We start from the raw sequence: 25724 nt of genomic DNA, 5'->3' as shown, positions 1-25724 counted from the left end.
CTGTCTGTCACGGAGTAACCATGCAACAGGCTTTACAGGTCACAGAACCTGTCCGCCTCGATAAATGGCTCTGGGCGGCCCGGTTTTACAAAACCCGCTCCATCGCCAGAACCATGATTGACGGCGGCAAGGTTCATTATAACGGGCAGCGGACCAAGCCCGGCAAACTGGTCGAAAACGGTGCGGTTATCGTCCTGCGTCAGGGAAATGATGAACGGACAATCCGCGTGCTGGGCGTCACTGATAAACGCCTGAGCGCACCGCTGGCACAAAAACTCTGGGAAGAAACCCCGGAGAGCATCGAAAAACGTGAAAAAACCGCACTTGCACGTAAAATGAATGCCCTGACGATGCCGCACCCGGAACGACGTCCTGATAAAAAGGAACGACGGACATTGTTAAAATTTAAACACAGTAATTCAGATACCGCGGAATAACCGGCGGTTAAGACGAGAGAAAATTATGTCTGCACGACAAGATACATTACACCGGTTCCTGTTTAACAAAAGCGATGTCCGGGGAGAACTGGTCAATGCTTCCGGCACATTACAGCAAATCCTGGATAACCATCATTATCCGGAACCTGTCCGCCGCCTGCTCGGCGAACTGCTGGTCTGCACCAGCCTGCTGACCGCAACACTGAAATTTGAAGGGGATATTACCGTTCAGATCCAGGGAGACGGCCCGGTTCGTCTCGCTGTTATCAACGGCAACGACCGCCAGCAGATGCGCGGGATCGCCCGTATGAACGGCGATGTTCCTGCCGGTGCCGGTTTCCACGACATGATCGGTAAAGGCTTTATGGTAATCACCATTACACCGCGTCAGGGTGAGCGCTATCAGGGTATCGTGGCTCTCGAGGGAGATACCCTTGAAGCATGCCTGGATGCCTATTTCCGCCAGTCTGAACAGCTGCCGACCAGCCTGTTTGTCCGCGTTGCGGAACACGACGGTAAAATGCAGGCCGCCGGGATGCTGTTACAGGCACTGCCGTCATCGGCAGAAGCCCGTACCCCGGAAGAAACACAGAATATGTTCAGTCACCTGATGCAGCTGACCGCTACCATTTCGTCTGATGAGCTCTTTACCCTGGATGCCGAAACCATCCTGTACCGCCTCTATCACGAAGAAGACGTTGTGCTGTATGAACCGGCGCCGGTAGCATTTCATTGCGGTTGTTCCCGCGAACGATGCGCAGATACACTGGTAACGCTGCCGGAAGACGATGTTAATCATATTTTGCAGGAAGATGGCAAAATTGATATGGAGTGTGAATATTGCGGTGCTCACCATATCTTTAGTGAACAGGATATCCGTGAAATCCGCAGTGAGAAAAACGCCTCTCTGCACTGATTCGTTTTAGCTGACGCAACACCAGGCCGCGCCGGGCTTCCCGGGCGCGGCCTTTTTGTTTATTTTTTCTTATGGTATCGAGTCAGCTCACAAAATAAAGTCAAATAAATTCCGGATTTTCATTTATTTGATAGCAATCGCTGTTAACCAGTCGTAAATAATTATGATATATGGAGATATTCCGACAACCCGGAGGCTTTGGATGAGCGTAAAAACAATGGCTGTGAATGAACTGGAGCAGTATGGTATCCGCGATGCCGCAGAAATAATCTATAACCCGAGTTATGACTTACTTTTTGATGAAGAAACCCGTCCCGGCCTGACCGGTTACGAACACGGCGTTGTCACCACCAGCGGTGCAGTCGCGGTGGACACCGGTATTTTTACCGGCCGCTCTCCGAAAGATAAATACCTGGTCAGAGATGATCTCACCCGTGATACGGTCTGGTGGGCAGATCAGGGAAAAGGTAAAAACGACAACAAACCCCTGTCACAAGAGACCTGGAACGCCCTGAAAAACCTGATCACCCGTCAGCTGTCCGGCAAGCGTTTATTTGTGGTGGATGCGTTCTGCGGCGCCAATGCCGATACCCGCCTGAAAGTCCGCTTTATTACCGAAGTTGCCTGGCAGGCACACTTTGTCAAAAACATGTTTATCCGCCCGGATGAAAATGAACTGCACAATTTTGAACCGGATTTCATTGTGATGAACGGTGCGAAATGTGTGAACCCTGACTGGCAGGCACAGGGGCTGAATTCAGAAAACTTTGTGGCATTTAACCTGAGCGAGCGCATCCAGCTTATCGGCGGTACCTGGTACGGCGGTGAGATGAAAAAAGGCATGTTCTCCATCATGAACTACCTGCTGCCGTTACAGGGCATTGCCTCAATGCACTGTTCGGCAAACGTGGGGGAAAAAGGTGATGTGGCTGTTTTCTTCGGCCTGTCCGGTACCGGTAAAACCACGCTGTCCACTGATCCGAAACGTAAACTGATCGGCGATGATGAACACGGTTGGGATGATGACGGCGTCTTCAACTTTGAAGGCGGCTGCTACGCCAAAACGATTAATTTATCAGAGGAAGCAGAGCCGGATATCTATCACGCCATCAGCCGTGATGCGCTGCTGGAAAACGTGGTTGTCCGTCCGGACGGCAGTGTGGATTTTAACGACGGCAGTAAAACCGAAAATACCCGGGTTTCCTACCCTATCTACCATATTGAAAATATTGTTAAACCAGTCTCCAAAGCAGGACACGCCAACAATGTGATTTTCCTGACCGCCGATGCGTTCGGTGTGCTGCCGCCGGTGGCGGAACTGACACCGGAGCAGATGCAGTATCATTTCTTATCCGGCTTCACCGCCAAGCTGGCTGGTACCGAGCGCGGCGTCACAGAGCCGACCCCTACCTTCTCCGCCTGCTTCGGTGCGGCATTCCTGACATTGCACCCGACACAGTATGCAGATGTGCTGGTTAAACGGATGAAAGCGGCGGGAGCAAAAGCTTATTTAGTGAACACCGGGTGGAACGGAACCGGAAAACGCATTTCAATTAAGAATACACGTGCTATCATAGACGCCATTCTTAGTGGGGATATTGATAAAGCAGCGAAACATACGCTGCCGGTCTTTAATCTGGCCATTCCCCGCGAGCTGCCGGGTGTCGACAGTCATATACTCGACCCGCGCAACACATACGATAATGTGGCGCAGTGGCAGGAAAAAGCGGAAGATCTTGCGGGACGGTTTATAACTAATTTCGATAAATATACCGACACCCCGTCAGGTCAGGCTCTGGTCAGTGCAGGGCCTTCGCTGTAAACGGATAACAAGAAAAGTAGTGTGAGCAACACAGTAGCCCCGGGTCAGATGATCCGGGGCTTTCTGTTTTATTGTGCCGGCGGCAGGTCAAACAGCAGAATTTCACTGTCTTCCGCGGCTTTCAGGCTGATTAACGACTCATCCCATACGGCCACACCGTCACTGGTTTTTACCGTCTGACCATTCACGGTCAGTTCACCTTTCACCACCTGGAGCCAGATCATCCGTCCGCTCTGAGGCTGGTAGTCACCCTCTTCACCGGCAGCCAGTGTCCAGCGCCACAGTGTCATGTCCTGAAAGACTTTCAGCGAACCGTCACGGGCATCCGGGGAAAGCACCAGCTGGCGTCCGTTCGCCGCATCAAACCGGCGCTGCTCATAGCGCGGGGTCAGACCGGTTTTTTCCGGGATAATCCAGATCTGATACAGATGCAGCGGATTATCATTACTCGGGTTATATTCCGAGTGACGTATCCCGGTTCCCGCGCTCATAATCTGGAACTCACCGGCAGGTACCTGTTCTTTATTCCCCATGCTGTCCTGATGCTCAACCGCACCACCCAGCACATAGGTCAGAATTTCCATATCTTTATGCGGATGAGTGCCGAACCCCTGGCCTTCCGCGATAAAGTCTTCGTTAATGACCCGCAGGGCGGAAAAGCCCATAAAATCCCGGTCATAGTAATCGGCAAACGAAAAGGTGTGCCAACTGTCCAGCCAGCCGTGGTTGGCATGGCCGCGTTCATTTGCAGGACGTACATAGATCATAATTTTTCTCCTCAATCTGATGAGGTTAAGTTTACGTCCTGCCGGTAATTTCACCAGTAGCCGGGTTTAACGCAAGGATTCAAAAAATTTGAATAAGTGGAGAGAGGGGATAACCATTAAAACCATCTTCTTTCAGACCCGGGCGGCGGGATAACCGGCAAAGCGGAAAGCCGCTGACACATCCCTGCCGCTTCACACTTTCCTTTTTTGCCGATTAATCCCTTATGTACTTCAACTCTGTCAAAAACAGAAAAACAGAAAAACAGAAAAACAGAAAAACAGAAAAATTAATCTGCTAAATCATCCGGCTTGTGGCAAGGCGGCGAAGTGAGGATATCCCCGGGAGCATACATCAGTATGTGACCGGGGTAGCCGAACAAAGCCAACACAGCCACAGGCCGGAGGATGACGCAGAAAAGCCAACGCACCTGCGGCGCGAATGGCCCCGGGGAAAAAGGGAAAAAAAAGCCAGCACTGGGCTGGCTAAATAAACACTGGAAGCAATGTGAGCAATGTCGTTCTTTCATCTGAACCCTGAAGGTGGTCATCTGAAAGTGATTTGATGATAATGGTTCTCAGTATCATTTGTAAAGCACTTTTTGCTCAATATTTCATATAATCACTGATGTTTTCTGTTAACCCACTGATACCGTGATTTATTTTAATAAAATTAAATAATTCCATAGGGTTATCATGGATTAGGCATCCGGCGAAAACGGCAGTGCCTGCGCACATGCCCACGCTGAACTCCATGCCCACTGGAAGTTATAACCACCGAGCCAGCCGGTTACATCGGTTACTTCACCGATAAAATAAAGACCGGCCACATCGCGGGCTTCCATGGTTTTGGAGGAGAGTACCTGTGTATCCACGCCGCCGAGCGTCACTTCCGCTGTCCGGTAGCCTTCTATACCGTTCGGCTGCACCTGCCAGTTCTGCAATTTTTCGGTGATCTCCTGCTGTGCGGCTTTGGATAACTGATTCAGGGTGATATCCGGCAGATCCTCGGTTGCCTGTAAACACTCCGCCAGCCGTTTTGGTAACAGCTTCGCCAGCGCATTACGCAGACTCAGATTCGGGTGTTTTTCCCGCTGTACAGTGAAGAACTCCGCCAGATCAGTGCCCGGAAGTAAGTTAATACTCACATACTCCCCGGGATGCCAGTAACTGGAAATCTGAAGAATTGCAGGGCCTGACAAGCCACGATGGGTAAATAAGATATTTTCAGCGAAACGGGTACCGTCCTGTGCGGTAACGGTAGCAGGTACTGCCACACCGGACAGTGTCTGTAAGGCCTCCAGCAGCGGCTTATGCAGCGTGAAAGGCACCAGTGCGGCGCGGGTCGGCAATACCGGCAGGCCGAACTGCTCCGCGAGGCGGTAACCCAGCGGAGTCGCCCCCAGTCCCGGCATCGATAATCCGCCGCTGGCCACCACAAGTGAGTGAGCACTCACAACTTTTCCGTTCACCGTCACACAGAAGTCGTTGCCCTGTTTCTGCACGTCCGTCACTTCACTGCGCAGGCGGATAACCACGTTCCCTTGTTCACACTCCGCCAGCAGGAGATCAACGATCTGCTGTGCGGAATCATCACAGAAAAGCTGACCGAGGGTTTTTTCGTGATACGCAATCTGATATTTCTGCACCAGGGCAATAAAATCCCACTGTGTGTAACGGGCAAGCGCTGACTTACAAAAATGCGGGTTTTTGCTCAGATACGCCGCCGGTTCGGTATAAAGATTGGTAAAATTACAGCGCCCGCCCCCGGACATCAGGATTTTCCGCCCGGCTTTTTTGCCGTTATCCAGCACCAGCACCCGCAGTCCGCGCTGCCCTGCCTGCGCGGCACAGAACAGCCCGGCGGCACCCGCACCTATTACAATCGCGTCAAACTTTTCCAAAATAGTGTTCTCTGTGTCTTAAAATGTGGAGAAATTCCGATAAATGTCTTAAATTTGTCATGATGATTAAATCGGGCCTGAAATTTATTATTTCCAATAAAGGAGACTAATCCGATGATATACAAGGATTAATAATTCCTTAAGCTGATTTGATAAAGGTATCAAATCAAAAAAAGGCCATATTTCACTTCCCCGTGACGCATTTGTCGCTGATAATGCGCCGCGTTCATGTCCAACAACTGGCTTAACGTCTATGCTACATCTATTTACAGGCCTGGAATTTCACACCGGCCTTTTATTAGTACTGGCACTAATCTTTGTGCTGTTTTACGAAGCCATTAACGGCTTCCATGATACCGCAAACGCGGTAGCAACTGTTATCTATACCCGTGCAATGCGCGCGCAGCTTGCTGTCGTCATGGCGGGTGTGTTTAACTTCCTCGGGGTACTGCTCGGCGGTCTGAGCGTGGCGTATGCGATCGTGCATCTTCTGCCCACGGACTTACTGCTGAACGTCAGTTCGGCCCATGGTCTTGCCATGGTCTTTTCCCTGCTTCTCGCCGCTATCATCTGGAACCTGGGCACCTGGTACTTCGGTATCCCGGCCTCAAGTTCTCATACCCTGATCGGCGCCATTATCGGGATCGGCCTGACCAACGCGATTGTGACCAACAGTTCCGTGGTTGATGCGCTGAATATTCCGAAAATGATCAGTATTTTCCTTTCTCTGATTCTGTCACCGCTGGTCGGCCTGGTCATTGCCGGATTAATGATCTGGTTCCTGCGCCGCTACTGGAGCGGCACGAAGAAACGCCGCCGTATCCACTTAACACCGGCAGAACGTGAGAAAAAAGACGGCAAACGCAAACCGCCTTTCTGGACGCGTACCGCCCTTATCCTTTCCGCAGTCGGTGTCAGTTTCTCACACGGCGCAAACGACGGGCAGAAAGGTATCGGTCTGATTATGCTTGTTCTGATTGGTGTGGCGCCTGCCGGCTTTATGGTGAATATGAATTCCAGTGATTACGAAATCGCCCGTACGCGCGATGCCGTGGTCAACCTGGAGCAGTATTACACCACCCACAGGGAAGCACTGGCACACGCCATTGAGCTGACACCGGCACTGAACACTGAGAATACCGTTCTCAATGAGCAGTTCCACTGTGACAGCTCGCGTACCGGCATCGTATTGAGACAAGCTCAGGATCTGCTCGGTAATATTCATACCTATGATGACTTATTACCGGAACAGCGCAGCCAGATGCGCCGTCTGCTGATGTGTATTTCGGATACCGCCGCAGAAGTGGCGAAATTACCGGAAACCAAACCGGAAGATGCGCGTTTCCTGAAACGTCTGTCCAATGACCTGCTGAATACTGTTGAGTATGCCCCTATCTGGATCATCATTTCTGTCGCACTGGCACTCTCTCTGGGTACCATGTTCGGCTGGAAACGTGTTGCAGTGACTATCGGTGAGAAAATCGGTAAGAAAGGCATGACATACGCCCAGGGCGTATCTGCACAGGTCACCGCGGCTGTCTCCATCGGTGTGGCAAGTTATACCGGGATGCCGGTGTCCACCACCCAGGTGCTCTCCTCTGCGGTGGCAGGTACGATGATTGTTGACGGTGGTGGTGTTCAGACCAAAACCATCAAAAACATCATGCTGGCCTGGATTCTGACACTGCCGGTGTCTATCGTGCTGTCCGGCGTACTTTACTGGATCTCTCTGCAAATCATCTGACCGCAGATTGCCATCCTCTGAAACTGAAAAGCCTGACACATGTGTCAGGCTTTTTTTTCGTATCCGGTTATCCCTTACGGCCAGATAATCATCATCAGCAGTGAAGCAATGACAATGCCGCATATCGCACTGATCATGGTGAACTGACGACGGATTCGTTCACAGCGTAAAACCACTTCAGGATCATGATGAGTGAGATATTCCCGCTGGTTGATATAGCGGATAAGGCGCAGCTGTTTCTGCCACTGAGTGTGGTCAGTGAACGCATTATTACCGCCGACAGCATGGTACAGCAGCGGGTCGCTGTCACGCAGGACAGAAAGCAATGCCCGGGTGGATGAATAAAACCGGATCATGTTAATCAGACAGAGAAAACATAACGCCCAGAACAGTGTAAGTATACTGAACATAATCCACTCCTTAGACTATCTGCGGAGAAAGGACCGGTGATATCAGTGTCTATCACATCATACTGACAGTATTTTATGTATTCAGTATGGACAATGCTGTGAAGTTCCACAAACTCTCGTATTCTTTCACGATAATCTCCTGAAAATATCCGTTTTGCCACTCTCATCCTTGTGAGAAGTGTGCAGACTGGTATATCTTATAAATCAGACATTCTCTGCTGCCTGATAAAAGCATTGAGTTGTGATCCGCATTACACTCTTTAATGATATTAAGCAGTTATAGTATTCATAAAGGATAGCGGCGCAAGCCCTGCCAACCCCTTAACCCTTTGAACGGAAGGAGTTTCTTATGGCATATAAACATATTCTGGTCGCAGTCGATCTTTCGCCTGAAAGTGAAGTGCTGGTAAGCAAAGCAGTTTCCATGGCAAAACCTTACAACGCCAAAGTTTCTCTGATCCACGTTGATGTCAATTATTCTGACTTATACACCGGACTTATCGATGTAAACCTGGGTGATATGCAGCAGCGTATTACTGAAGAAACCAGTAATTCACTGAAGAATCTGGCAAAAAATTCCGGTTACGAGATTCAGGAAATGCTCAGCGGCAGCGGTGATCTCGGCCAGGTATTAGTCGATGCCATCAGAAAATATGATATGGATCTGGTTGTCTGCGGACACCACCAGGATTTCTGGAGCAAACTGATGTCTTCCGCCCGTCAGCTGATTAACACCGTTCATGTCGATATGTTAATTGTTCCGCTGCGGGATGATGATAACGCATAATCATCTGCTGAAAAATTATTCATCTGAAATGCCTGCTTATGCAGGCATTTTTTTTGGCTGAAAATACGGCAGCCGGATCAGTGAAAAAGGCCGTCAATGAATTTTTTTTGTTATATATGAAAAAAACAGCTTGAAAACAGGATATAAACAAGAGATAAATTCAAGTGGTAAATGCAAACACATCTCACATTATTCGAAAAATAAAACAAAAATGTTCGGGATACCTCACAAAGTAACGTAACCCGATATCATTCGTGTCACAGATATGCCGTACGCAGAAATATTCCGGAGAACCTGCCCCGGGAGACAAGTGTGGCCTGCATAACTGCTGCATGAAATGAGAAGGGCATGACAGACAGGAAATCAACATGAGTAACTTTATCTCTTTGGAATCGTTTCTGGAAAGTGTTCAGCGCCGTGACCCGTCACAGCCGGAATTCCTCCAGGCCGTGCGCGAAGTCTTCTCCACACTGTGGCCGTTTCTTGAAAAAAATCCGCAGTACCGTGATCAGAATCTGCTCGCCCGCTTTGTTGAGCCGGAGCGTGTGATTCAGTTCCGCGTGACCTGGGTTGACGATCAGGGTCAGGTGCAGGTAAACCGCGCATGGCGTGTGCAGTTCAGCTCAGCCATCGGCCCGTTTAAGGGTGGCATGCGCTTCCATCCGTCCGTGAACCTCTCCATCCTTAAATTTCTCGGCTTTGAACAGACACTGAAAAATGCCCTGACCACACTGCCGATGGGCGGCGGGAAAGGCGGCTCTGATTTTGATCCGAAAGGCAAAAGTCAGGGTGAAGTGATGCGTTTCTGCCAGGCACTGATGACCGAACTGTACCGTCATCTGGGTGCGGATACCGATGTACCTGCGGGTGATATCGGCGTCGGCGGCCGTGAAGTCGGTTACATGGCCGGGATGATGAAAAAACTGTCCAACAACACCGCGTGTGTGTTTACCGGCAAAGGTCTTTCCTTCGGCGGCAGTCTGATCCGTCCGGAAGCCACCGGTTACGGGCTGGTTTACTTCACTCAGGCCATGCTGGAACGTCACGGTATGAGCTTCGGTGGTATGCGTGTTGCAGTTTCCGGCTCCGGTAACGTGGCGCAGTACACTATCGAAAAATGTCTGTCGCTGGGTGCGAAAGTGATCACTGCGTCTGACTCCTCCGGTACTGTCGTCGATGAAGACGGTTTCACCGCCGAAAAACTGGCGCGTCTGACCGAAATCAAAGATCGTTACGGCCGTGTGGAAGAGTATGCAAAAGAGTTCGGACTGGTGTATCTGAAAGGTCAGACCCCGTGGGCTGTACCGGTGGATATCGCCCTGCCGTGCGCCACTCAGAATGAGCTGGATCTGGCAGATGCGGAAGTGCTGATCAAAAACGGTGTTAAAGCCGTGGCGGAAGGCGCAAACATGCCGACGACTATCCCGGCAACCGATGCCTTCCTGGCCGCAAATGTGCTGTTTGCACCGGGCAAAGCCGCGAATGCGGGCGGCGTGGCAACATCCGGCCTGGAAATGTCACAGAACTCCGTCCGTCTCGGCTGGAAACGTGACGTAGTGGATGAGCGTCTGCATCACATCATGCTGGATATCCACAATGCGTGCGTTGAGTACGGCAGTGAGGAAAAACAGACCAACTATGTGCAGGGTGCGAATATCGCCGGCTTTGTAAAAGTCGCTGATGCCATGCTGGCGCAGGGTGTGCTGTAAGTCTGTAAACTGTTACTGAACAATGTCACAGTGCCGAAGGGGGTATGACAAGCGGGAAGTCTCACTTGTTACCCCTTCGCGAAACGGGAACTGCCCTGTCCCCTTTTCAGATATTATTCAGTGTTATCCCTCTGCTTTCACACAGGGATAGATATCAAAACGATGATTTTTTGTCTCAACCGCCGCCGCAGCTTTCTGCCCGGCTAACGGCTCCGCATAATCCGGCCGTTTCACCACCACACGACGGGTTGCCAGCGCCAGTGCAGGCGCCAGCAGAAGATCAGCATCCTCATCCGCGCCCACCAGCGACTGAAACACCCGCATTTCTTTCTTCACCAGCGCGCTTTTCTGCCGGTGCGGATACATCGGGTCGAGATAGACCACATCCGGCGGTGGTGTGATATCCGCCAGCGCATCAATCCCGGACGCATGGATAAGGATCATCCGCTCCTGCATCCATTCACCGATTTCACTGTCCCGGTAAGCCCGCTGTAAACCATCATCCAGCAGTGCCGCAACGACCGGATGGCGTTCAATCATCCGTACCCGGCAGCCCAGCGACGCCAGAACAAACGCATCACGTCCCAGACCGGCTGTCGCGTCCACGACCGACGGAATATACGATTTCTTTATCCCGGCAGCCTTTGCCACCGCTTCACCACGTCCGCCGCCGAAACGGCGCCGGTGTGCCATCGTTCCTCCGGCAAAATCCACACGGATCCCGCCGAGCTTCGGTTCATCACACTTGCGCAGCTCCAGCCCTTCCGCCGTCAGCACCAGCGCCATCAGCGCGGTATCGTCATGTTCCAGACCCCACCGCGCCGCCAATACATCAAGGGCGCAGCTGTCTGCGCCCTGTTCACACTGTAAACGAATCTTCACGTATTACCCGTTGATTCCGTAGCCTTTTAACATCGCATCCAGTTCCGGCTTACGGCCGCGGAAGCGCTCAAACAGGACCATCGGCTCTTCCGAACCACCCCGGCTGAGAATATTATCCAGGAAAGACTGCCCGGTCACCGGGTTGAAAATGCCTTCCTCACTGAAGCGGGAGAATGCATCCGCTGCCAGCACGTCCGCCCACAGGTAGCTGTAGTAACCGGCTGCATAACCCCCGGCAAAGATATGACTGAAGGCATGCGGGAAGCGGTTCCACGGCGCAGCAGGCACCACAGAGACTTTCTCTTTCACAGACAGCAGTGTCGGCATTACCTGCGCACCGGTTGCCGGGTCATATTCCGCATGCAGACGGAAATCAAACAGACCGAACTCCAGCTGGCGCAAAATAAACATCGCAGACTGATAATTCTTCGCCGCCAGCATATTATCGAGCAGTGACTGCGGCAGCGGCTCACCGGTTTCATAGTGACCGGAGATAAAGGCCAGTGCCTCCGGCTCCCAGCACCAGTTTTCCATAAACTGGCTCGGCAGTTCGACCGCATCCCACGGCACACCATTGATGCCGGAGACATCCGCCACATCAATCTGTGTCAGCATATGATGCAGACCGTGTCCGAACTCATGGAACAGTGTCAGCACTTCATCATGGGTAAACAGCGCCGGTTTGCCGCCGACCGGTTTGTTAAAGTTACAGGTCAGATACGCGACCGGTTTTTGCAGTGAATTATCTTTATGGCGCATACGGCCGATGCAGTCATCCATCCACGCCCCGCCGCGTTTGTGCTCGCGGGCATACAGATCCAGATAGAAACTGCCGCGTAATTCACCGTTCTTATCAAATAAATCAAAGAAGCGAACATCCGGATGCCAGGTTTCCACCCCGAAACGCTCTTTGGCGGTGATCCCGTAGATCCGGCGGATCACTTCAAACAACCCGCTGATCGCTTTCTCTTCCGGGAAGTACGGACGCAGTTGCTCATCACTGACAGAGAACAGATGCTGTTTCTGTTTGTCGGCAAAATAGGCCATATCCCACGGCTCGAGTTTATCAACGCCGTAATGCTCTTTGGCAAAGGCGGCCAGCTGAGCGACTTCCTGCTCACCCTGATGATGAGCGCGCTCCGCCAGATCATTCAGGAAATCCAGCACCTGCTGCGGGTTTTCCGCCATTTTGGTGGCGAGGGATTTTTCTGCGTAGTTTTTAAAGCCGAGTAACTGTGCCAGTTCATGACGCAGCGCCAGGATCTCTGCCATCACACTGCTGTTGTCCCACTTGCCGCCGTTCGGCCCCAGCTCGGAAGCTCGGGTGCCGTAGGCTTCGCTCATCTCTTTGCGCAGTTCGCGGTTATCCGCGTAAGTCATCACCGGCAGATAACTCGGCATATCCAGAGTAAACAACCAGCCTTTCTCACCTTTGGATTCTGCCAGTGCCTGTGCAGCAGCAACCGCACTCTCCGGCAGACCGGCCAGCATGCTTTCATCGGTGATGAGCTTGCTCCAGCCCATGGTTGCATCCAGCACATTATTGCCGAACAGCGACCCCAGCTCGGACAGACGGGCTGAAATCTCACCGTAGCGCTTCTGTTTCTCCGGTGGCAGACCAATACCGGATAACTCAAAATCACGCAGGGAATTTTCCACTGACTTGCGCTGCGCCTGAGATAATGATGCAAACGCCGGGCTGTTTTTCAGTGATTTATACGCGTTATACAGCCCCTCATGCTGACCCATCCAGGTACTGAACTCAGACAGCAGAGGCAGACACTGCTCATAGGCTTCGCGCAGTTCAGGGCTGTTTTTGACCGAATTCAGATGACCGACCGGCGACCAGACACGGGATAATTTATCGCCGGCTTCCGCCAGCGGAACACACACATTTTCCCATGTAAAATCAGGTGCATGACTCACCACCTGCTCTACCGTCTGACGATAATTATCCAGCGTTTCTTTCACCGCAGGCACAATACATTCCGGATTGATGGCAGAAAATGCCGGTAACTGATTCTGGGTCGGGGTAAGCAAAGGGTTCATCATAAACCATCCTGTTGGCTGCTGGTGCACGTCCGCCGCGGCGCACATACACATGAAAAATGAAAATCGAAACTCTCTATAAGATGGGGATACACACCGGCAAGTTCAATGATTTTTCGTGTTATTAAGCTGATTAAAAATCATTCCCGTAAAAAATCGCACGATACTGATGTACCTCAAAGGAAAAAACGAGAGAGAACTTTTGAATCCCTGCCGGAAAGCGTATACTGTGCAACCTCAAAACGGAAGATCATCGTCCCCGGTGGGGCGGCCGGACTTCAAATCCGGTTGGGGCCGCCAGCGGTCCCGGGCAGGTTCGACTCCTGTGATCTTCCGCCACTCAAGTTCAATACAACTCCACAAAGCTCAACTAATCCCTTATAATACCAACTATTAATACATTTTTCAGTCTCCTGATGTCAACCTAGCTCAACCTACATCAATAGGTTTATGGGGGCATATGAGGGGGCATTAAAAATTTACCCCAAAATGAGGTGCCCCCAATGGCATTAACCGCCCGTCAGGTAGAGACTGCAAAGCATAAAGAAAAGTCATATAAACTTTTTGATGGTGGTGGTTTATACCTTGAAGTTACAGCTAAAGGCTCACGTTACTGGAGAATGAAGTATCGCTTCAGTGGTAAAGAAAAAAGATTAGCTTTCGGTGTATTTCCTATCGTGACACTTGCTGAAGTGTCAATACCGATCGAATTCTGACCCACCCTGCCAAAGTAAAACTGACCCACCCCCTTTGAATTAATTGAGATCTACTGCTTTAGTTTTCTTCTGAAGTTGACCGCTTTTCAGCTTATCTTTCAGCCGATAGCTTTGGCCGCTGATTTGTGCGATGTGGGCATGATGAAGCAGCCGATCCAGCATCGCCGCCGTCAACGTCTCATCATCACCAAACGTTCCGGACCACTGGGTAAACGGCAGGTTGCTGGTCAGAATGACGCTGCCTGATTCATACCGTTTAGCGACAACCTGAAAGAACAGATTCGCTTCCATTTTACCGAACGGCAGATACCCAACTTCGTCGATGATCAACAACTTAGGTTTACCTACCACGCGGTTCAGGTACCCCTTCAGATCGCCCTGACGGTGCGACGCCATCAGTTGCAGCATCATGTCGGCTGCGGTGATGAACCGAATGCTTAAACCCGCCATCGCGGCCTTGTAGCCAATGGCAGTCGCAAGGTGCGTCTTGCCGACGCCAGAAGGCCCGAGCAATACAACGTTCTCCTGACGTTCGATGAATGCCAGCCCCGCCAACTCCTGGATCTGACTTCGTGGCACGCCGCTGGCATAGGCATAATCGAACTGTTCCAGCGTTTTTATCACCGGCAGACCTGATAACCGCAAAATGGTCTGCCGACGCCGTTCGTTCAGGCCATCATTCTGGAGCTGCAAAACCGCTTCCAGGAAGTCGGCATGCGTGCCGCTGTTGTCGATGGTCGTCTGTGCCACACCGGGCCACTCTGCCGGCAGGCGGTCGAGCTTGAGTTGTTCGCAGAGCGCTGCGATACGGTCATGCTGAAGGTTCATACCCGCACCTCCAGTAAGGCCTGGTACGTTGCCAGAGGATGTTGCAGGCTCTCGGTCGGCACCGGACGCGACTTGGCCGCCGGGACCGGCGCGGGCAATGCCAGCATCACCTTCGGTAACGGCAGTAGCGCAGCACGCTCCCTTGGCATCCGCTGTTCAGGTGGTACTCCGGTGGTGCCATGAACGCGCATGTTGGCGACGGTGACCAGCCATTCGCCAATACGGCCGTTGGCAGCGGGCACATCCAGTAGCAGTCCTGCCTGGCGGAAGGTCGCGGCCAGGGGGATGACAAAACTGTTTTTGAGGTAGTGGTTAAACCGCTCCACCTTGCCCTTGGTCCTGGCGCGATAGGGGCGGCAGACCTTGGGAGTAAAGCCATACTTTTCAGCGACGTGCATCAACTGCGGGTTCCAGCGATGCTTGCCGGGGCCGTAGACATCCCGCTCAATAATGATGGTCCTGGCGTTGTCGAACAGCAACTGATGCGGCGTCCCGCCAAAGAACCTGAGCGCAGACTCAATGCCATCACACCAGGCAGCGGAGTCCTGGTTGCTGTAGAACTTGACGAAAGTCGCGCGGCTCCAGCCCAGGGTGGCGACAAAGGCCAGCAACGGGTTATGACCCAGCCTGATAATGGTGAAATCAACCTGCATCTGTACGCCTGGCTCGGTCTCAAAACGCGTGACTTCCTCGGTAACAGGCTGCTTCATGGGTTGCAAGAATGCCGTCAGCATGCTGTAGCCACCATCGTAACCGCGTTGTCGGATCTCGCGCAGTAGCACACTGGCGGGTATCCATTGCGGCCTGGCTGCCGCGACACGTTCAAGAATATAAGGCTTGAACGGGTCAAGCTTACAGGGTCTCGGTGCTCGAGGCTTATACCGCATATCCGCTACGGGCAGCGGGCTACGAATATATCTGCGAACGGTCTCGCGGGAGCATGAAAGCTGGCGCGCGATGGCGCGTATCGACATGCCCTGACGGTGTAAAACACTAATCTCCACTCTGGTCTCCAATGTCATCATTGGCAGTGCCTTAAAACTGCCATTTTTACCTTAGGTGGGTCAGATTTACATCGGCAGGTGGGTCAGTTTTACATCGGTAGTGACAAAGAAAGCAGCTGATGAAAAAACTAAAGCGGTATTTAATGTTTTTGCCCAAAAACGCCGTCGGTTAAAAGAAGTCGAGGGGGCAAGGGTGAATATTGCGGTGCTGAAAGATTTGCTGAAAACGAGTAAAAAAAAGAAGTGAGCTGGTGATGGGGTAATAGGTTGGAGCTAGCTTGGTAAGGGTAAAATTTTAAAGGTAAAAAATGAAAGTCTATTCATCATTTCCTAACACACTGAATCTTCGTCGTTCAAATATTTGTGTTCCATCTATGTATAAGCGATATGCAATTCTATTTGATCAGATAGTTTTCAATAGGTACGGTTGCCCTATTGGAGAACGGGATTTATTTTCAAATCTACATGAGTATGTATCGGCCCTTTCAAGCGATGAGATGATACTAAAAGAAAAATTGAAGCTATCTAGAAATAAAAAATTTAAAGATTTATTTATCGACCTATGGGATGTTGTTGAAAATCCAGAAAAAATAAATAGTGAAGCGAGAAGCTATGTTTCAGATTTTGATAATGATGAAATTTCAAAATTTTCTTGGGGTAGGATTCTTATAGATGAGGAAATGGGAATTTATAATCATAATAAGGAGTATAAAGCAGCTGGAATTATAGGTAGTGACATAAGTTCCGATCTTGGCTTTAATTTTCTATTGAAGAATCGGTTTAAAAGCTTTCATATAAATTTTGCACCTGTAGTTGCACAGGCTGTTAATTTTTCTCAGCAAGGACCTAGAATAGATGAGGTATTTACAACTAAACTGATTGTCCCTAAATTTGAAGAGTTGAGTTGGGATCAAATATTAGAATTAAGGGAAGATAAGAACATAAAAGCATTTAGACGCAAATTTTTCTCAATAGAAACTAATAAAGAATCTATAGATAAAACTCTTTATTCTGATTTAGAATCAACCTTGTGGGCGCTAGCTATGCAAATTAAGCCAAATATAAGAAAAAGTAGTTTTGAGGCAGTAGTTAGTAATCTACCACTCCCAACTATATTAAACCCTTTCGGGCTTTATTATGGAGTTAAATCAGTCATTCAACACGCGAAGAATAAAAAATCGCACTCATGGGTATACTTTGTTCAATCTATGAAGACTGAACATTAATAAGATGCCATGACAGACCGACCTGAATAATATCGATGAAAATTTCATTTTTATTCTTGGGTTAGCACGAAATCATTTTAATATTAATGTGTTAGATTCTGATGTGTCTATTTTATTTAGTTGTGGTAAAGGTATTTGGGCTAATAAACCTGCAAGACAGTTAAGAAATATTTGTATACATAATTTATCTATAGAGGATAAAGCTGAGATAATATCGAAAGCTACCTTTTTCATGACTAAATTAGAAAAATCATATGTAGTGAAATTACTGTAAAAAAGTTGGAATACCTTTAACCGCGGATCTCCTCATTCCTACCTCAAAAACCAACTTGGGGGCATTAATGGGGGCACCGATATTTATCCAACTAGACAAACTCATTTAATATCAATGCCATTGCCTATTAAATGCGACTCCTGTGATCGCCAGCTGGGCTTAAACCTGAAACGGCGGGTAAAGAAAAAACTACCTGAGCGAATAAAAGTACCGTTAATTGCCGCAACCCGAATTAATGAAGGCTGGGCAATGGATTTTATGAGCGATAGTCTGTACTGCGGTAAACGTTTAAAAACATTGAATATTATTGATGAAAGTACCCGCGAGTGCCTGGCAATTGAGGTCGATACTTCATTACCGGCAGAGCGGATTATTCGTATTTTATCCCGGTTAAAAGAAGAACGCGGGTTACCGGAATATATCCGGGTGGACAACGGGCCTGAATTTATATCGGATAAACTGGTTCAGTTTTGTACAGAAAATGAGGTCACTCTGAATTATATTCAGCCGGGAAAACCATAACAAAACGGTTTTATTGAGCGTTTTAACGGCTCATTCCGCCGTGAATTTTTAAATGCGTATTTGTTTGAGTCACTGAGTCAGGTGAAAGAAATGGCCTGGTTCCGGATGCAGGATTACAACCGGAACCGGACACATGAAAGCCTGAGTAATCTTCCGCCTGAGCTTTACCGGAAGCAACCGGAAAACTCTAATCAGAACTGTTTCAGATAAGGGGACGTGGACACCTCAAGGGCGATCCGTTGTTCTGCGGTCAGTTCTATTTTTATGAGATGGAGCTTGATCCTCAAACGTCATAAAATCAAGTATCTTAATTGATCACGGATATATACCCTTATTCATTCAAACCGCAGGTTGCGCTCAGCCTGCAGCTTGAATTACGTTGGGTATGTATACCGGATTAAAATATCAATTAAGTAAGGTAACTATTGTATTTTGAATAAATAACTTTTTTAAGATTTTTAGTATTGGAAGACATATTGAGAATAACGCAACATGCAGAAATTGAAAGGGAAATTCGAAGTTTTATCGGTGCCGGTTAAATAACCGGCACCGGGGAAATTAACGCCAGCGTTCTGTCGCCCAGGCGACCTGCTGTTGTGCGTCGTGGAAAGTCCAGGCCACGAAGCGACTGATTTTTTGCCCCTGCGCCATTTCAATGGTACGGACTTCGGCCGCACCCACCAGCTTCAACGCGTGATAAATCGAAGGCAAGGTAGTGTTTTTAGAAATCAACGAGGTGAACCACAGGCAGTTTTGCGCCAGGCTAACGCTCTCCTCTACCATTTTACGCACAAAGGCTTCTTCACCGCCTTCGCACCATAGCTCTTTATTTTTGCCGCCAAAGTTATGTACCGGCGTGTCGGCTACCTCGCCTTTACCCAGTTTGTGCAGTTTGCGGCGGGTGCTGGCTTGCGCTTCCTGTTCAGAGCTGTGGAACGGTGGATTACACAGTGTGGCATCAAATTTCTCCGCCACGCCGATGATGCCGTTCAAAATAAATTCGGGTTGTTTTTGTAAACGCAGGCGCACACCGTTTCTCAGTGCCGGATTCATCTCCACGATCATTTTGGCCGTATTGAGCGATACCGGATCAATCTCCGAACCGGTAAAACGCCAGCCGTATTCGCGCAGGCCAATAATCGGATAAATACAGTTGGCGCCAACACCCACATCAAGGATCGCCACGCCTTTACCGCGAGGGAACTCACCGCCGTTGCTGGTCGCCAGCAGGTCGGCCAGATGGTGTAAATAGTCGGCACGCCCCGGGATCGGCGGGCACAGATAATCGGCGGGAATGTCCCAGTATTCGATGCCATAAAAATGTTGCAGCAACGCACGGTTGAGCATTTTAACCGCCGCAGGATCGGCAAAATCTACCGAAATGTCGCCCCAGGCGTTCGGCTTGACGAACGGCTCCAGTGCAGAGCAACTGGCGATCAGCGCCGGGAAATCATAGCGTGAGCGATGACGGTTACGCGGGTGCAAGCCGCTTTTCTGCTGCAGGAAGGTTTTCTTTTTTTCCACCGTGAAGGGCTCTCTTAAAGGTATTTCTGGCGCGTACGATACCATATACCGGTACTGAAGAAAGGGAAGAGATCACTATGCACAAAGCCCGATTGACTGAACATCCGATTATCGCCATTCTGAAGTCCGCCGAAGCCGGACGGACAGTCAAAGATGTCTGCCGTGAGACCGGTATACCCGAAGCCAGCTACTACAACCGGGAAGCCGGTTTCCCTTTTCGGCTGTATCCCGGTATATTTTATGATTATTTCCGAAAGCGGCTGACCAGCATTAACCCCAGGAAATAGCTGCCGCCAAGGACAGACACCAATGTTCCGGCTGCTATCTGTGACGGCCAGATAAGCGTTTGTCCCAGCCAGTCCGCCCATATCATCAGCACCGCGCCTGCCAGACCGGCAAAAATCAGCTGTGATTTCACTTTCTGAGCACCGCACAACGCCGCCATATGTGGCGCAATCAGACCGGTAAAGGCCAGTGGTCCGACCGTTGCTGTCACCAGAGCGCACAACAGGGCGACAAGTGTCAGCATCAGCAGAGCGGTACGCCCGGTATGTAATCCGCGGGCCTGAGCAAATGTTCTGCCGATGGATATCAGCGTCAGACGGCGGCTGAGCGCCAGTATGATAACAGTCAGTCCGGCAATCACGGATGCAAAAAGTACACTTTGCTCTCCGCTGACACGATAGGTGGAACCGGACAGCCACAGCAGTATCCGGTAATTACTCAATGCCCCCTGCGCCAGAAAGAATTGCACAAAGGCTTCCAGTCCCGCCGTCAGCGCAATCCCGGTAAGGATTAATGTTGCCGGTGCAAACTGATGCCGGCGTCCGAGTAAAAGCAGAAGCCCCAGTACCAGAGCACTGCCGGTCAGTGCTGCTCCCCAGAGGGAAGTCTGAATCATATTTCCCGTTAGTACGCTTATCAGGATAAGTGCAACCGTCGCACCGGATGACACACCAAGAATATCCGGGCTTGCCAGCGGATTATAAATTAACCGTTGTAACAGGGTTCCGGCCAGCGCCAGTGCAACACCTGCCGTGGCAGCTGACAATAACCGCGGCCACCTCAGAGACCAGCGGAAAGGCTCCGGAGTCCCCCACAGGAAGCCGGTTTCTGATTGCTGAAAAAAGATCGTGGTCATCAGCCCGGCAAACAGCAGAAGTACAACAACACTCATTGCGTGCGGCAGAAAACGGGGAGAAATAACCGGTTTCAGAATAATTGTCATCTGATCCTGTGCGGTGAAACGGCGGCGGCTGAATACAATAAGTGCTGGTGCACCAATGGCGGCAGTCATCACACCGGTCGGGATCACCGTCTGCATCAGTTGCCCGAGAGCCAGAGCCAGGGTGTCAGCAAACAACAGTAAAAACGCCCCGGCAATCACAGAGAAAATCAGCTCCTGTAACGCAGTGCGTGCGCCGGCAATCCGGACAAGATTCGGTGCCAGCAATCCGATAAAGCCAATCATACCGGCAGTACTGATCACGACTGAAACCAGCCATGCTGAAAGTACCATAAACAGCAAAAATACCGGCAAAACAGATAATCCGCGTGCTTGTGCGCCCTGGTGTCCCAGCCGTAATACCGTCAGTATCCGCGGGGCGAACAGCAGAATAAACAAAACAGGCAGCAGGCGCGGCATAACATCTGTGACATTCTGCCAGCCATCCTGAGTCAGATCGCCGGCTCCCCACATAAAAATATTTTGTGCAAACTGCGAATTCAGTGTAATCACTGCGGTTGCAATGGCACCGAGCAGAATATTGACCACCATACCGGAAACAATCAGTGGTAATCCTGTAATATTACGGCTTCCTGTAATCAGGATAACAAATGCAAACGCCAGCAACGCGCCTGCGGTTGCAACAGGAACCGCATAATCAGCAGACAATTCACTGAAACTGACAGATAAAATAACCAGTGCAAGCCAGGCACCGGATGATGTTCCGAGTGTCATCGGGGACGTGAGGTTATTTTGTGTCAGCTGTTGCATCAGGCTGCCGGTCAGCCCCAGCGTCGCACCAGCCAGCAATGCCATGCAAAGTCTCGGCAATTGTCCGTAAAGATAAAATACAGCCGGAAACGTTTGTGCCGCTTCCGGTGTAAAAATCAGGCTGAGTTGCTGTTGCGGAGATAAGCCGGGCTCAAGCTGTAAGTTAATCACTATCAGCAGAATAAACAGCAGCGGAAAGAGTATAAGGTAACGGATTTTCATGAGGCGGGCGCAATCTCCAGCAAACTATCCGTAATGGCATCCGCCATCCGCTGCAATGAACTGACGCCACCGTAATTCCAGACCGGTGCAACGCCATTAATTTTGCCCTGCTTCACAAATGGCATCGCCTGCCACAAACGGGTATCTGCCAGTTTTTTTTCTTCAGGAAAAGGGCGAAACCAGAGAACATAGCCATCACCGGCGTCCTGTAATACATTGATCCGCCGCTGGGCGATTCCCCAGGGCTGCGCGTCCAGAGGGATTGCCGGTGTCAGGCCAAGGTTACGCAGTACATAGTTAACAGCAGAATTATCAGCCGGCAGAAAGACGGTGGTCAGCGTGGAAAAACGAATGACAGTAACCCGGGTACCCGGCGGATAGACAGCAGCTAATTTATTGCTCAGCTCCGTAAACCGCTGCGTTAAAGCAGCCAGTTGTTCATCCGCCCGCTGTTCTCTGCCAAACAGTATCCCCAGCGTTTTAAGGTGACGGATAGCCACCGGAGCGGCATCATCTGCTGATGAAAAATTGGTCAGATAAACGACGGGCGCTATCTGCTCTAACAGCGGAATCAGATCTGCCTGTGATGCACCCGCCAGGATAACATCCGGCTTCAGTCCGGCAATTTTTTCGAGATTCGGTTCTGCCCGGGTTCCGGTTTCAGCCACGCTTTCTGTCAGTACCGGCAGTCCGACCCACTGCCGGTAACCGCTGGTTTCTGTTGCCCCGGCAGGGGTTATCCCTAATGACAGCGTTTGTTCAAGCAGATCCCAGTCCAGCACCACGACCCGCTGCGGTATGGTTTCAAACGTGTGCCCGCCACGGTCATCATTTATTGTGACAGCCGCCTGCCCTGCTGCCGCAAACATCAAAAAAAACAGGGCGGATAACCGAATTAAACGTAATAACATCAGTTGCATACGACTGCCACTTTTCGTTGTTCCGTATCCGGATGCGGTATTAACCTGATAGCCGTTTCATATAATCCGGAAAGACGGGTTTCATCCTCCAGCAATGCAGCACCGCCTTCAAACGCTACTTTGCCTTTTTTCAGGGCGATAATATGGGTTGCATACTGCAATGCGAGATTAAGATCATGAAGGATAACGATGATACCGGTACGCTGTGTGCGGTTTAAATCCTGCAGCAGCCTCATCAGTTGGTACTGATGATGAATATCCAGCGCGGATGTCGGCTCATCGAGGATCAGTACCGGTGATTGCTGTGCCAGTAACATGGCAACCCATGCGCGCTGGCGTTCACCGCCGGATAAATTATCGGCGGGTATTTGTGCAAATTCCGTGACACCGGCACTCTCCATGGCTTGTGAGATAATAATGTTATCTTCCGGACGCCGGCGGCCAAATGTGCCGCGCCAGGGAAAACGTCCCAGACTGACCAGTTCACGGACGGTCAGCCCGGCAGAAACCGGCAGTTTTTGCGGCAAAAATGCCACTTGTTGTGCCAGCTCCCGTCTGGTGTAACCGGTGAGGTTTTTATTATTCAGCAAAATTTCCCCCTGATCCGGCCGGGTCTGACCGGCCAGCAGATCAACCAGGGTGGATTTTCCTGACCCGTTATGACCAAGCACAACAGTCAGTTCCGTTGCCGGGATCGTCAGGGACGGGACGGATAAAATTACCCTCCCGTCACGTACAACACGGATATCATTCAGTTCAAACATAACTACCAGCTGTATTTGGTCTGAACGACAACAGAACGGGATTGGCCGTAATAGCAGTAATAATCACATGCCGAAATATATTCTTTATTCAGCAGATTATTCACATTGACCTGAAGCTGCCACTGTTTGTTCAGCTTATAAATTACCGCAGCATCCCATAATGCAGCAGCGGACACAGTACGATCACTGCTCGCCGGATTGTCTTTTGATTTACCGAGATAGCGGACACCGGAGCCGAGTGTCAGTTCTCCGCTGCCGGTTACCGGCAGTGTGTAATTGACCCAGGCGGATGCCATGTGCTCAGGGATAAGCGCAGTCTGTTTACGTCCCTGACCACCGGTATTATCTGTTTTGGCATTTGTGTAGGTATAGGATGCCTGAACATTGACATTATCAGTCAACTGCACAAATCCTTCAGCCTCTGCCCCCGTTGATGTGACTTTTCCTGTCTGTGTGGCAACAGAAGTATCCGGATTGGTAACCAGTGCATTTTTCTGTTCAATACTGAACCAGGCAATATTCAGATAACCATCGAGGAATGAAGGCGTATATTTGACTCCGGCCTCAATTTGTTCACCTTTCAGCGGTTTATACAAATCGCCGGTCGCAGGATCGATGGTGCTCATCACTTCAAATGACTGTGAATAGCTGGTATAGGGTGATAACCCGTTATCCGCCAGATACATCAGCCCGGCATTGACACTCACCTCACCATCATTCCGGGATTTATCATTATGGGCAGTCTGATTTTTATTCTCAGTTTTTACCTGATCATAGCGCACCCCGGCAACACCGATCCATTTACCGTCCAGCTTGATTTGGTACCGGGAATAGAGGCTTGCCTGCGCTTTATTGATTGTCCGGTTAATATTGTCGGCCGGATCCAGTGGTACGTATTGTCCGTAGACCGGATTCCACGGATTGATCGGACTGAATGCATAACTGTCCTGTTCATCACCTTTTGTCCGGTGATACTGAATTTCAGCCCCTGCCAGCAGGGTGTGCTCCAGACGTTCTGAATCCCATTGTCCCGTCAGGTTGTTATCGAATGTTATACTCTGGCTGTTACCGTCACGGAATACAACACCGCGGGCGAGAGAGGTTGCAGATGTATCTGCGTTCGGAAATGCATACACACTGCGCAGCGTCAGTGAGTTATAACCATAATTCAGGCGCTGGGAGAAACGCCAGGTTGTGTCAATATCGTGTTCCAGCAGATATCCGGCGGAAAACTGTGAGCGCTTGTATTTGTCATAATCCGGCTCACCAAGATTCGCTGACGGTTTAATTTTTCCGTAAGGTGAATCGATCAGTGTACCGGCTGCAGGGAAAAACGGGTTGGTTGGTGTACCGTCATCATGCAGATACGTTGCCATCAGTGTCAGCATGGTATCGTCAGAAAGCGCCATCGCAAGCGAAGGCGCCAGATAAATTCGTTTGTTATCCGTTTTATCCAGTTCACCGTCCGCCTGTTTCATCAAACCGACTACCCGGTAACGGATATCACCATCATCGCTGGCATGACCGGCAACATCAAAACCAAACCCGCGCTGATCATTATTTCCTGCTTCAAGGAAAAATTCCCCTTTCGGGGTAAACAGCGGTTTTTTAGTCACCACGTTTACAGCACCACCCGGGGTAGATTCGCCAAACAGAACCGCAGACGCCCCTTTAACAACTTCAATTTGTTCGAAACCATAGGGTTCAAGCAGCCAGGTATAATACCCGTCGCGGAATAAACGACTGTTATCCAGATAGGTCGCGGCATCAAAACCACGGACTTTAAACCAGTCAGTATCATTATCCGCACCGTAAGGCTGAGCTGTTACCCCTGAGGTATAGCGCAGTGCTTCATCCAGTTTTTGCGGTGCGCGGGTTTCCAGCTCTTTTTGCGTAATAACAGAAACGGATTGCGGTGTTTCCTGTAATGCGGTGTCAACTTTCAGCACCCCCGCACTGACAACAACAGTGTCAGAAGTATTACTGTTTGCTGTTTGTGAGTACGCAGGTACAGCACAAAGGGCAACGAAAACATGAAGTGTGATAGCTGAAGGTTTGAAATAAAGAAAATTAGCCATAGCGCCCCGGAAAGACGAATAATAACGAGAACGAGTATTATTAACTATGATTATGCTGTATGGAACTAAAATTTAACCGATACTGAAGAAAGGGAAGAGGTCACCCGAACACATCCGTGCTATCCGTGCCGGTGAGCGGCGGGTGTATTTACGGGTGAAAGATATTTTCGCCATGGCTGCGAACCGGGAATTAAGAACCTTCCGGTATCAGCGTATCATGACAGGT

At 50.2% G+C, this 25724-nt stretch carries 20 protein-coding genes, 1 tRNA gene and 3 pseudogenes; 12 read left to right on the top strand and 12 right to left on the bottom strand.

The window, feature by feature from the left end; translation table 11 throughout:
* Positions 1-20: 20 nt before the first annotated feature.
* The 3 genes from hslR (at position 21) to pckA (ending at position 3175) form a co-directional block, all read left to right on the top strand.
* A complete protein-coding gene (hslR, locus tag JC793_RS00390; RefSeq protein WP_052927143.1) occupies positions 21-437 on the top strand; it encodes a ribosome-associated heat shock protein Hsp15 in 417 nt (138 codons plus the stop codon).
* Positions 438-462: 25 nt separating this feature from the next.
* On the top strand, positions 463-1353 hold the full coding sequence (gene hslO, locus JC793_RS00385; protein WP_046895326.1) for an Hsp33 family molecular chaperone HslO: 891 nt from the start codon (positions 463-465) through the stop codon (positions 1351-1353).
* A 202-nt stretch (positions 1354-1555) separates the two neighbouring features.
* A complete protein-coding gene (pckA, locus tag JC793_RS00380; RefSeq protein ID WP_218427110.1) occupies positions 1556-3175 on the top strand; it encodes a phosphoenolpyruvate carboxykinase (ATP) in 1620 nt (539 codons plus the stop codon).
* 68 nt (positions 3176-3243) lie between these two features.
* Here pckA and JC793_RS00375 read toward each other — a convergent pair whose 3' ends face one another.
* Positions 3244-3942 carry a pirin family protein gene (locus JC793_RS00375; protein ID WP_052927142.1) on the bottom strand — a complete coding sequence of 233 codons (699 nt, stop codon included), beginning with the start codon at positions 3940-3942 and terminating at the stop codon, positions 3244-3246.
* Positions 3943-4640: 698 nt separating this feature from the next.
* The gene (locus tag JC793_RS00370; RefSeq protein WP_218427108.1) at positions 4641-5843 is read right to left on the bottom strand and encodes a BaiN/RdsA family NAD(P)/FAD-dependent oxidoreductase; all 1203 of its coding nucleotides are present in this window, start codon (positions 5841-5843) and stop codon (positions 4641-4643) included.
* Between the two features lie 253 nt (positions 5844-6096).
* On the opposite strand from JC793_RS00370, the gene pitA reads away from it, so the two are divergent.
* Positions 6097-7587: an inorganic phosphate transporter PitA gene (pitA, locus tag JC793_RS00365; RefSeq protein ID WP_046895323.1), complete on the top strand. Its 1491-nt coding sequence runs from the start codon at positions 6097-6099 to the stop codon at positions 7585-7587.
* A gap of 74 nt (positions 7588-7661) precedes the next feature.
* On the opposite strand, the gene uspB is transcribed toward pitA, so the two are convergent.
* On the bottom strand, positions 7662-7997 hold the full coding sequence (uspB, locus tag JC793_RS00360) for a universal stress protein UspB (protein WP_046895322.1): 336 nt from the start codon (positions 7995-7997) through the stop codon (positions 7662-7664).
* 349 nt (positions 7998-8346) lie between these two features.
* Here uspB and uspA point away from each other — a divergent pair, with 349 nt between their 5' ends.
* Positions 8347-8784, top strand: a complete 438-nt coding sequence (gene uspA, locus JC793_RS00355) for a universal stress protein UspA (protein WP_004904570.1) — start codon at positions 8347-8349, stop codon at positions 8782-8784.
* A gap of 368 nt (positions 8785-9152) precedes the next feature.
* On the top strand, positions 9153-10493 hold the full coding sequence (gene gdhA, locus JC793_RS00350; protein ID WP_166706775.1) for an NADP-specific glutamate dehydrogenase: 1341 nt from the start codon (positions 9153-9155) through the stop codon (positions 10491-10493).
* A gap of 123 nt (positions 10494-10616) precedes the next feature.
* Here the strand turns inward: gdhA and rsmJ are convergent, their stop codons facing one another.
* Positions 10617-11375, bottom strand: coding sequence for a 16S rRNA (guanine(1516)-N(2))-methyltransferase RsmJ (gene rsmJ / locus JC793_RS00345; protein WP_166706774.1), 759 nt, complete (start codon positions 11373-11375; stop codon positions 10617-10619).
* A gap of 3 nt (positions 11376-11378) precedes the next feature.
* Positions 11379-13427: an oligopeptidase A gene (prlC, locus tag JC793_RS00340; RefSeq protein WP_046895319.1), complete on the bottom strand. Its 2049-nt coding sequence runs from the start codon at positions 13425-13427 to the stop codon at positions 11379-11381.
* A 241-nt stretch (positions 13428-13668) separates the two neighbouring features.
* Between prlC and JC793_RS00335 the strand changes: the two genes are divergently transcribed.
* Positions 13669-13763: transfer RNA gene (locus JC793_RS00335), tRNA-Sec, on the top strand.
* Between the two features lie 164 nt (positions 13764-13927).
* Positions 13928-14116: pseudogene (locus JC793_RS00330) on the top strand (Arm DNA-binding domain-containing protein); the annotation flags it as partial.
* Positions 14117-14179: 63 nt separating this feature from the next.
* On the opposite strand, the gene istB reads toward JC793_RS00330, so the two are convergent.
* Both istB and istA read right to left on the bottom strand, forming a co-directional pair.
* On the bottom strand, positions 14180-14968 hold the full coding sequence (gene istB / locus JC793_RS00325; protein ID WP_218427104.1) for an IS21-like element helper ATPase IstB: 789 nt from the start codon (positions 14966-14968) through the stop codon (positions 14180-14182).
* Positions 14965-15993, bottom strand: a complete 1029-nt coding sequence (istA, locus tag JC793_RS00320; RefSeq protein WP_218427102.1) for an IS21 family transposase — start codon at positions 15991-15993, stop codon at positions 14965-14967. Before istA ends, istB begins: the two co-directional genes overlap by 4 nt.
* A 79-nt stretch (positions 15994-16072) precedes the next feature.
* On the opposite strand from istA, the gene JC793_RS00315 reads away from it, so the two are divergent.
* From JC793_RS00315 to JC793_RS00305, 3 genes and pseudogenes are all read left to right on the top strand, one after another.
* Positions 16073-16219, top strand: a complete 147-nt coding sequence (locus tag JC793_RS00315; RefSeq protein WP_218427100.1) for a hypothetical protein — start codon at positions 16073-16075, stop codon at positions 16217-16219.
* 61 nt (positions 16220-16280) lie between these two features.
* Entirely contained in the window at positions 16281-17198 is a 918-nt protein-coding gene (locus JC793_RS00310) for a hypothetical protein (protein WP_218427099.1), read from the top strand.
* 424 nt (positions 17199-17622) lie between these two features.
* Positions 17623-18204, top strand: a pseudogene (locus JC793_RS00305) (integrase core domain-containing protein); the annotation flags it as partial.
* Positions 18205-18552: 348 nt separating this feature from the next.
* Here JC793_RS00305 and rlmF read toward each other — a convergent pair.
* Positions 18553-19518: a 23S rRNA (adenine(1618)-N(6))-methyltransferase RlmF gene (gene rlmF, locus JC793_RS00300; protein WP_166706770.1), complete on the bottom strand. Its 966-nt coding sequence runs from the start codon at positions 19516-19518 to the stop codon at positions 18553-18555.
* Between the two features lie 77 nt (positions 19519-19595).
* Between rlmF and JC793_RS00295 the strand changes: the two are divergent.
* Positions 19596-19715, top strand: a pseudogene (locus tag JC793_RS00295) (transposase); the annotation flags it as partial.
* Positions 19716-19762: 47 nt separating this feature from the next.
* Here JC793_RS00295 and fhuB read toward each other — a convergent pair.
* Genes fhuB through JC793_RS00275 form a run of 4 tightly spaced genes read right to left on the bottom strand, consistent with a single transcriptional unit; the run spans position 19763 to position 25498 of the window.
* Positions 19763-21736: a Fe(3+)-hydroxamate ABC transporter permease FhuB gene (fhuB, locus tag JC793_RS00290; protein ID WP_218427097.1), complete on the bottom strand. Its 1974-nt coding sequence runs from the start codon at positions 21734-21736 to the stop codon at positions 19763-19765.
* Positions 21733-22605: an iron-siderophore ABC transporter substrate-binding protein gene (locus JC793_RS00285; RefSeq protein ID WP_247717294.1), complete on the bottom strand. Its 873-nt coding sequence runs from the start codon at positions 22603-22605 to the stop codon at positions 21733-21735. Before JC793_RS00285 ends, fhuB begins: the two co-directional genes overlap by 4 nt.
* A gap of 41 nt (positions 22606-22646) precedes the next feature.
* Positions 22647-23420: an ABC transporter ATP-binding protein gene (locus JC793_RS00280; protein WP_166706767.1), complete on the bottom strand. Its 774-nt coding sequence runs from the start codon at positions 23418-23420 to the stop codon at positions 22647-22649.
* 2 nt (positions 23421-23422) lie between these two features.
* Positions 23423-25498, bottom strand: a complete 2076-nt coding sequence (locus JC793_RS00275; RefSeq protein ID WP_218427093.1) for a TonB-dependent siderophore receptor — start codon at positions 25496-25498, stop codon at positions 23423-23425.
* Between the last annotated feature and the right edge of the window lie 226 nt (positions 25499-25724).

The sequence above is a fragment of the Morganella morganii genome, from assembly GCF_019242955.1.
In the GTDB taxonomy this organism is placed as follows: domain Bacteria; phylum Pseudomonadota; class Gammaproteobacteria; order Enterobacterales; family Enterobacteriaceae; genus Morganella; species Morganella sibonii.
Note: the sequence above shows the minus strand (reverse complement) of the source record. Positions and strands in the feature narration are given on the sequence as shown.

Coding starts and splice junctions, on each gene's coding strand:
- hslR (WP_052927143.1), top strand. CDS start 21: ATGCAACAGGCTTTACAGGTCACAGAACCTGTCCGCCTCGATAAATGG.
- hslO (WP_046895326.1), top strand. CDS start 463: ATGTCTGCACGACAAGATACATTACACCGGTTCCTGTTTAACAAAAGC.
- pckA (WP_218427110.1), top strand. CDS start 1,556: ATGAGCGTAAAAACAATGGCTGTGAATGAACTGGAGCAGTATGGTATC.
- JC793_RS00375 (WP_052927142.1), bottom strand. CDS start 3,942: ATGATCTATGTACGTCCTGCAAATGAACGCGGCCATGCCAACCACGGC.
- pitA (WP_046895323.1), top strand. CDS start 6,097: ATGCTACATCTATTTACAGGCCTGGAATTTCACACCGGCCTTTTATTA.
- uspB (WP_046895322.1), bottom strand. CDS start 7,997: ATGTTCAGTATACTTACACTGTTCTGGGCGTTATGTTTTCTCTGTCTG.
- uspA (WP_004904570.1), top strand. CDS start 8,347: ATGGCATATAAACATATTCTGGTCGCAGTCGATCTTTCGCCTGAAAGT.
- gdhA (WP_166706775.1), top strand. CDS start 9,153: ATGAGTAACTTTATCTCTTTGGAATCGTTTCTGGAAAGTGTTCAGCGC.
- prlC (WP_046895319.1), bottom strand. CDS start 13,427: ATGATGAACCCTTTGCTTACCCCGACCCAGAATCAGTTACCGGCATTT.
- istB (WP_218427104.1), bottom strand. CDS start 14,968: ATGAACCTTCAGCATGACCGTATCGCAGCGCTCTGCGAACAACTCAAG.
- istA (WP_218427102.1), bottom strand. CDS start 15,993: ATGATGACATTGGAGACCAGAGTGGAGATTAGTGTTTTACACCGTCAG.
- JC793_RS00310 (WP_218427099.1), top strand. CDS start 16,281: ATGAAAGTCTATTCATCATTTCCTAACACACTGAATCTTCGTCGTTCA.
- fhuB (WP_218427097.1), bottom strand. CDS start 21,736: ATGAAAATCCGTTACCTTATACTCTTTCCGCTGCTGTTTATTCTGCTG.
- JC793_RS00285 (WP_247717294.1), bottom strand. CDS start 22,605: ATGTTTGCGGCAGCAGGGCAGGCGGCTGTCACAATAAATGATGACCGT.
- JC793_RS00280 (WP_166706767.1), bottom strand. CDS start 23,420: ATGTTTGAACTGAATGATATCCGTGTTGTACGTGACGGGAGGGTAATT.
- JC793_RS00275 (WP_218427093.1), bottom strand. CDS start 25,498: ATGGCTAATTTTCTTTATTTCAAACCTTCAGCTATCACACTTCATGTT.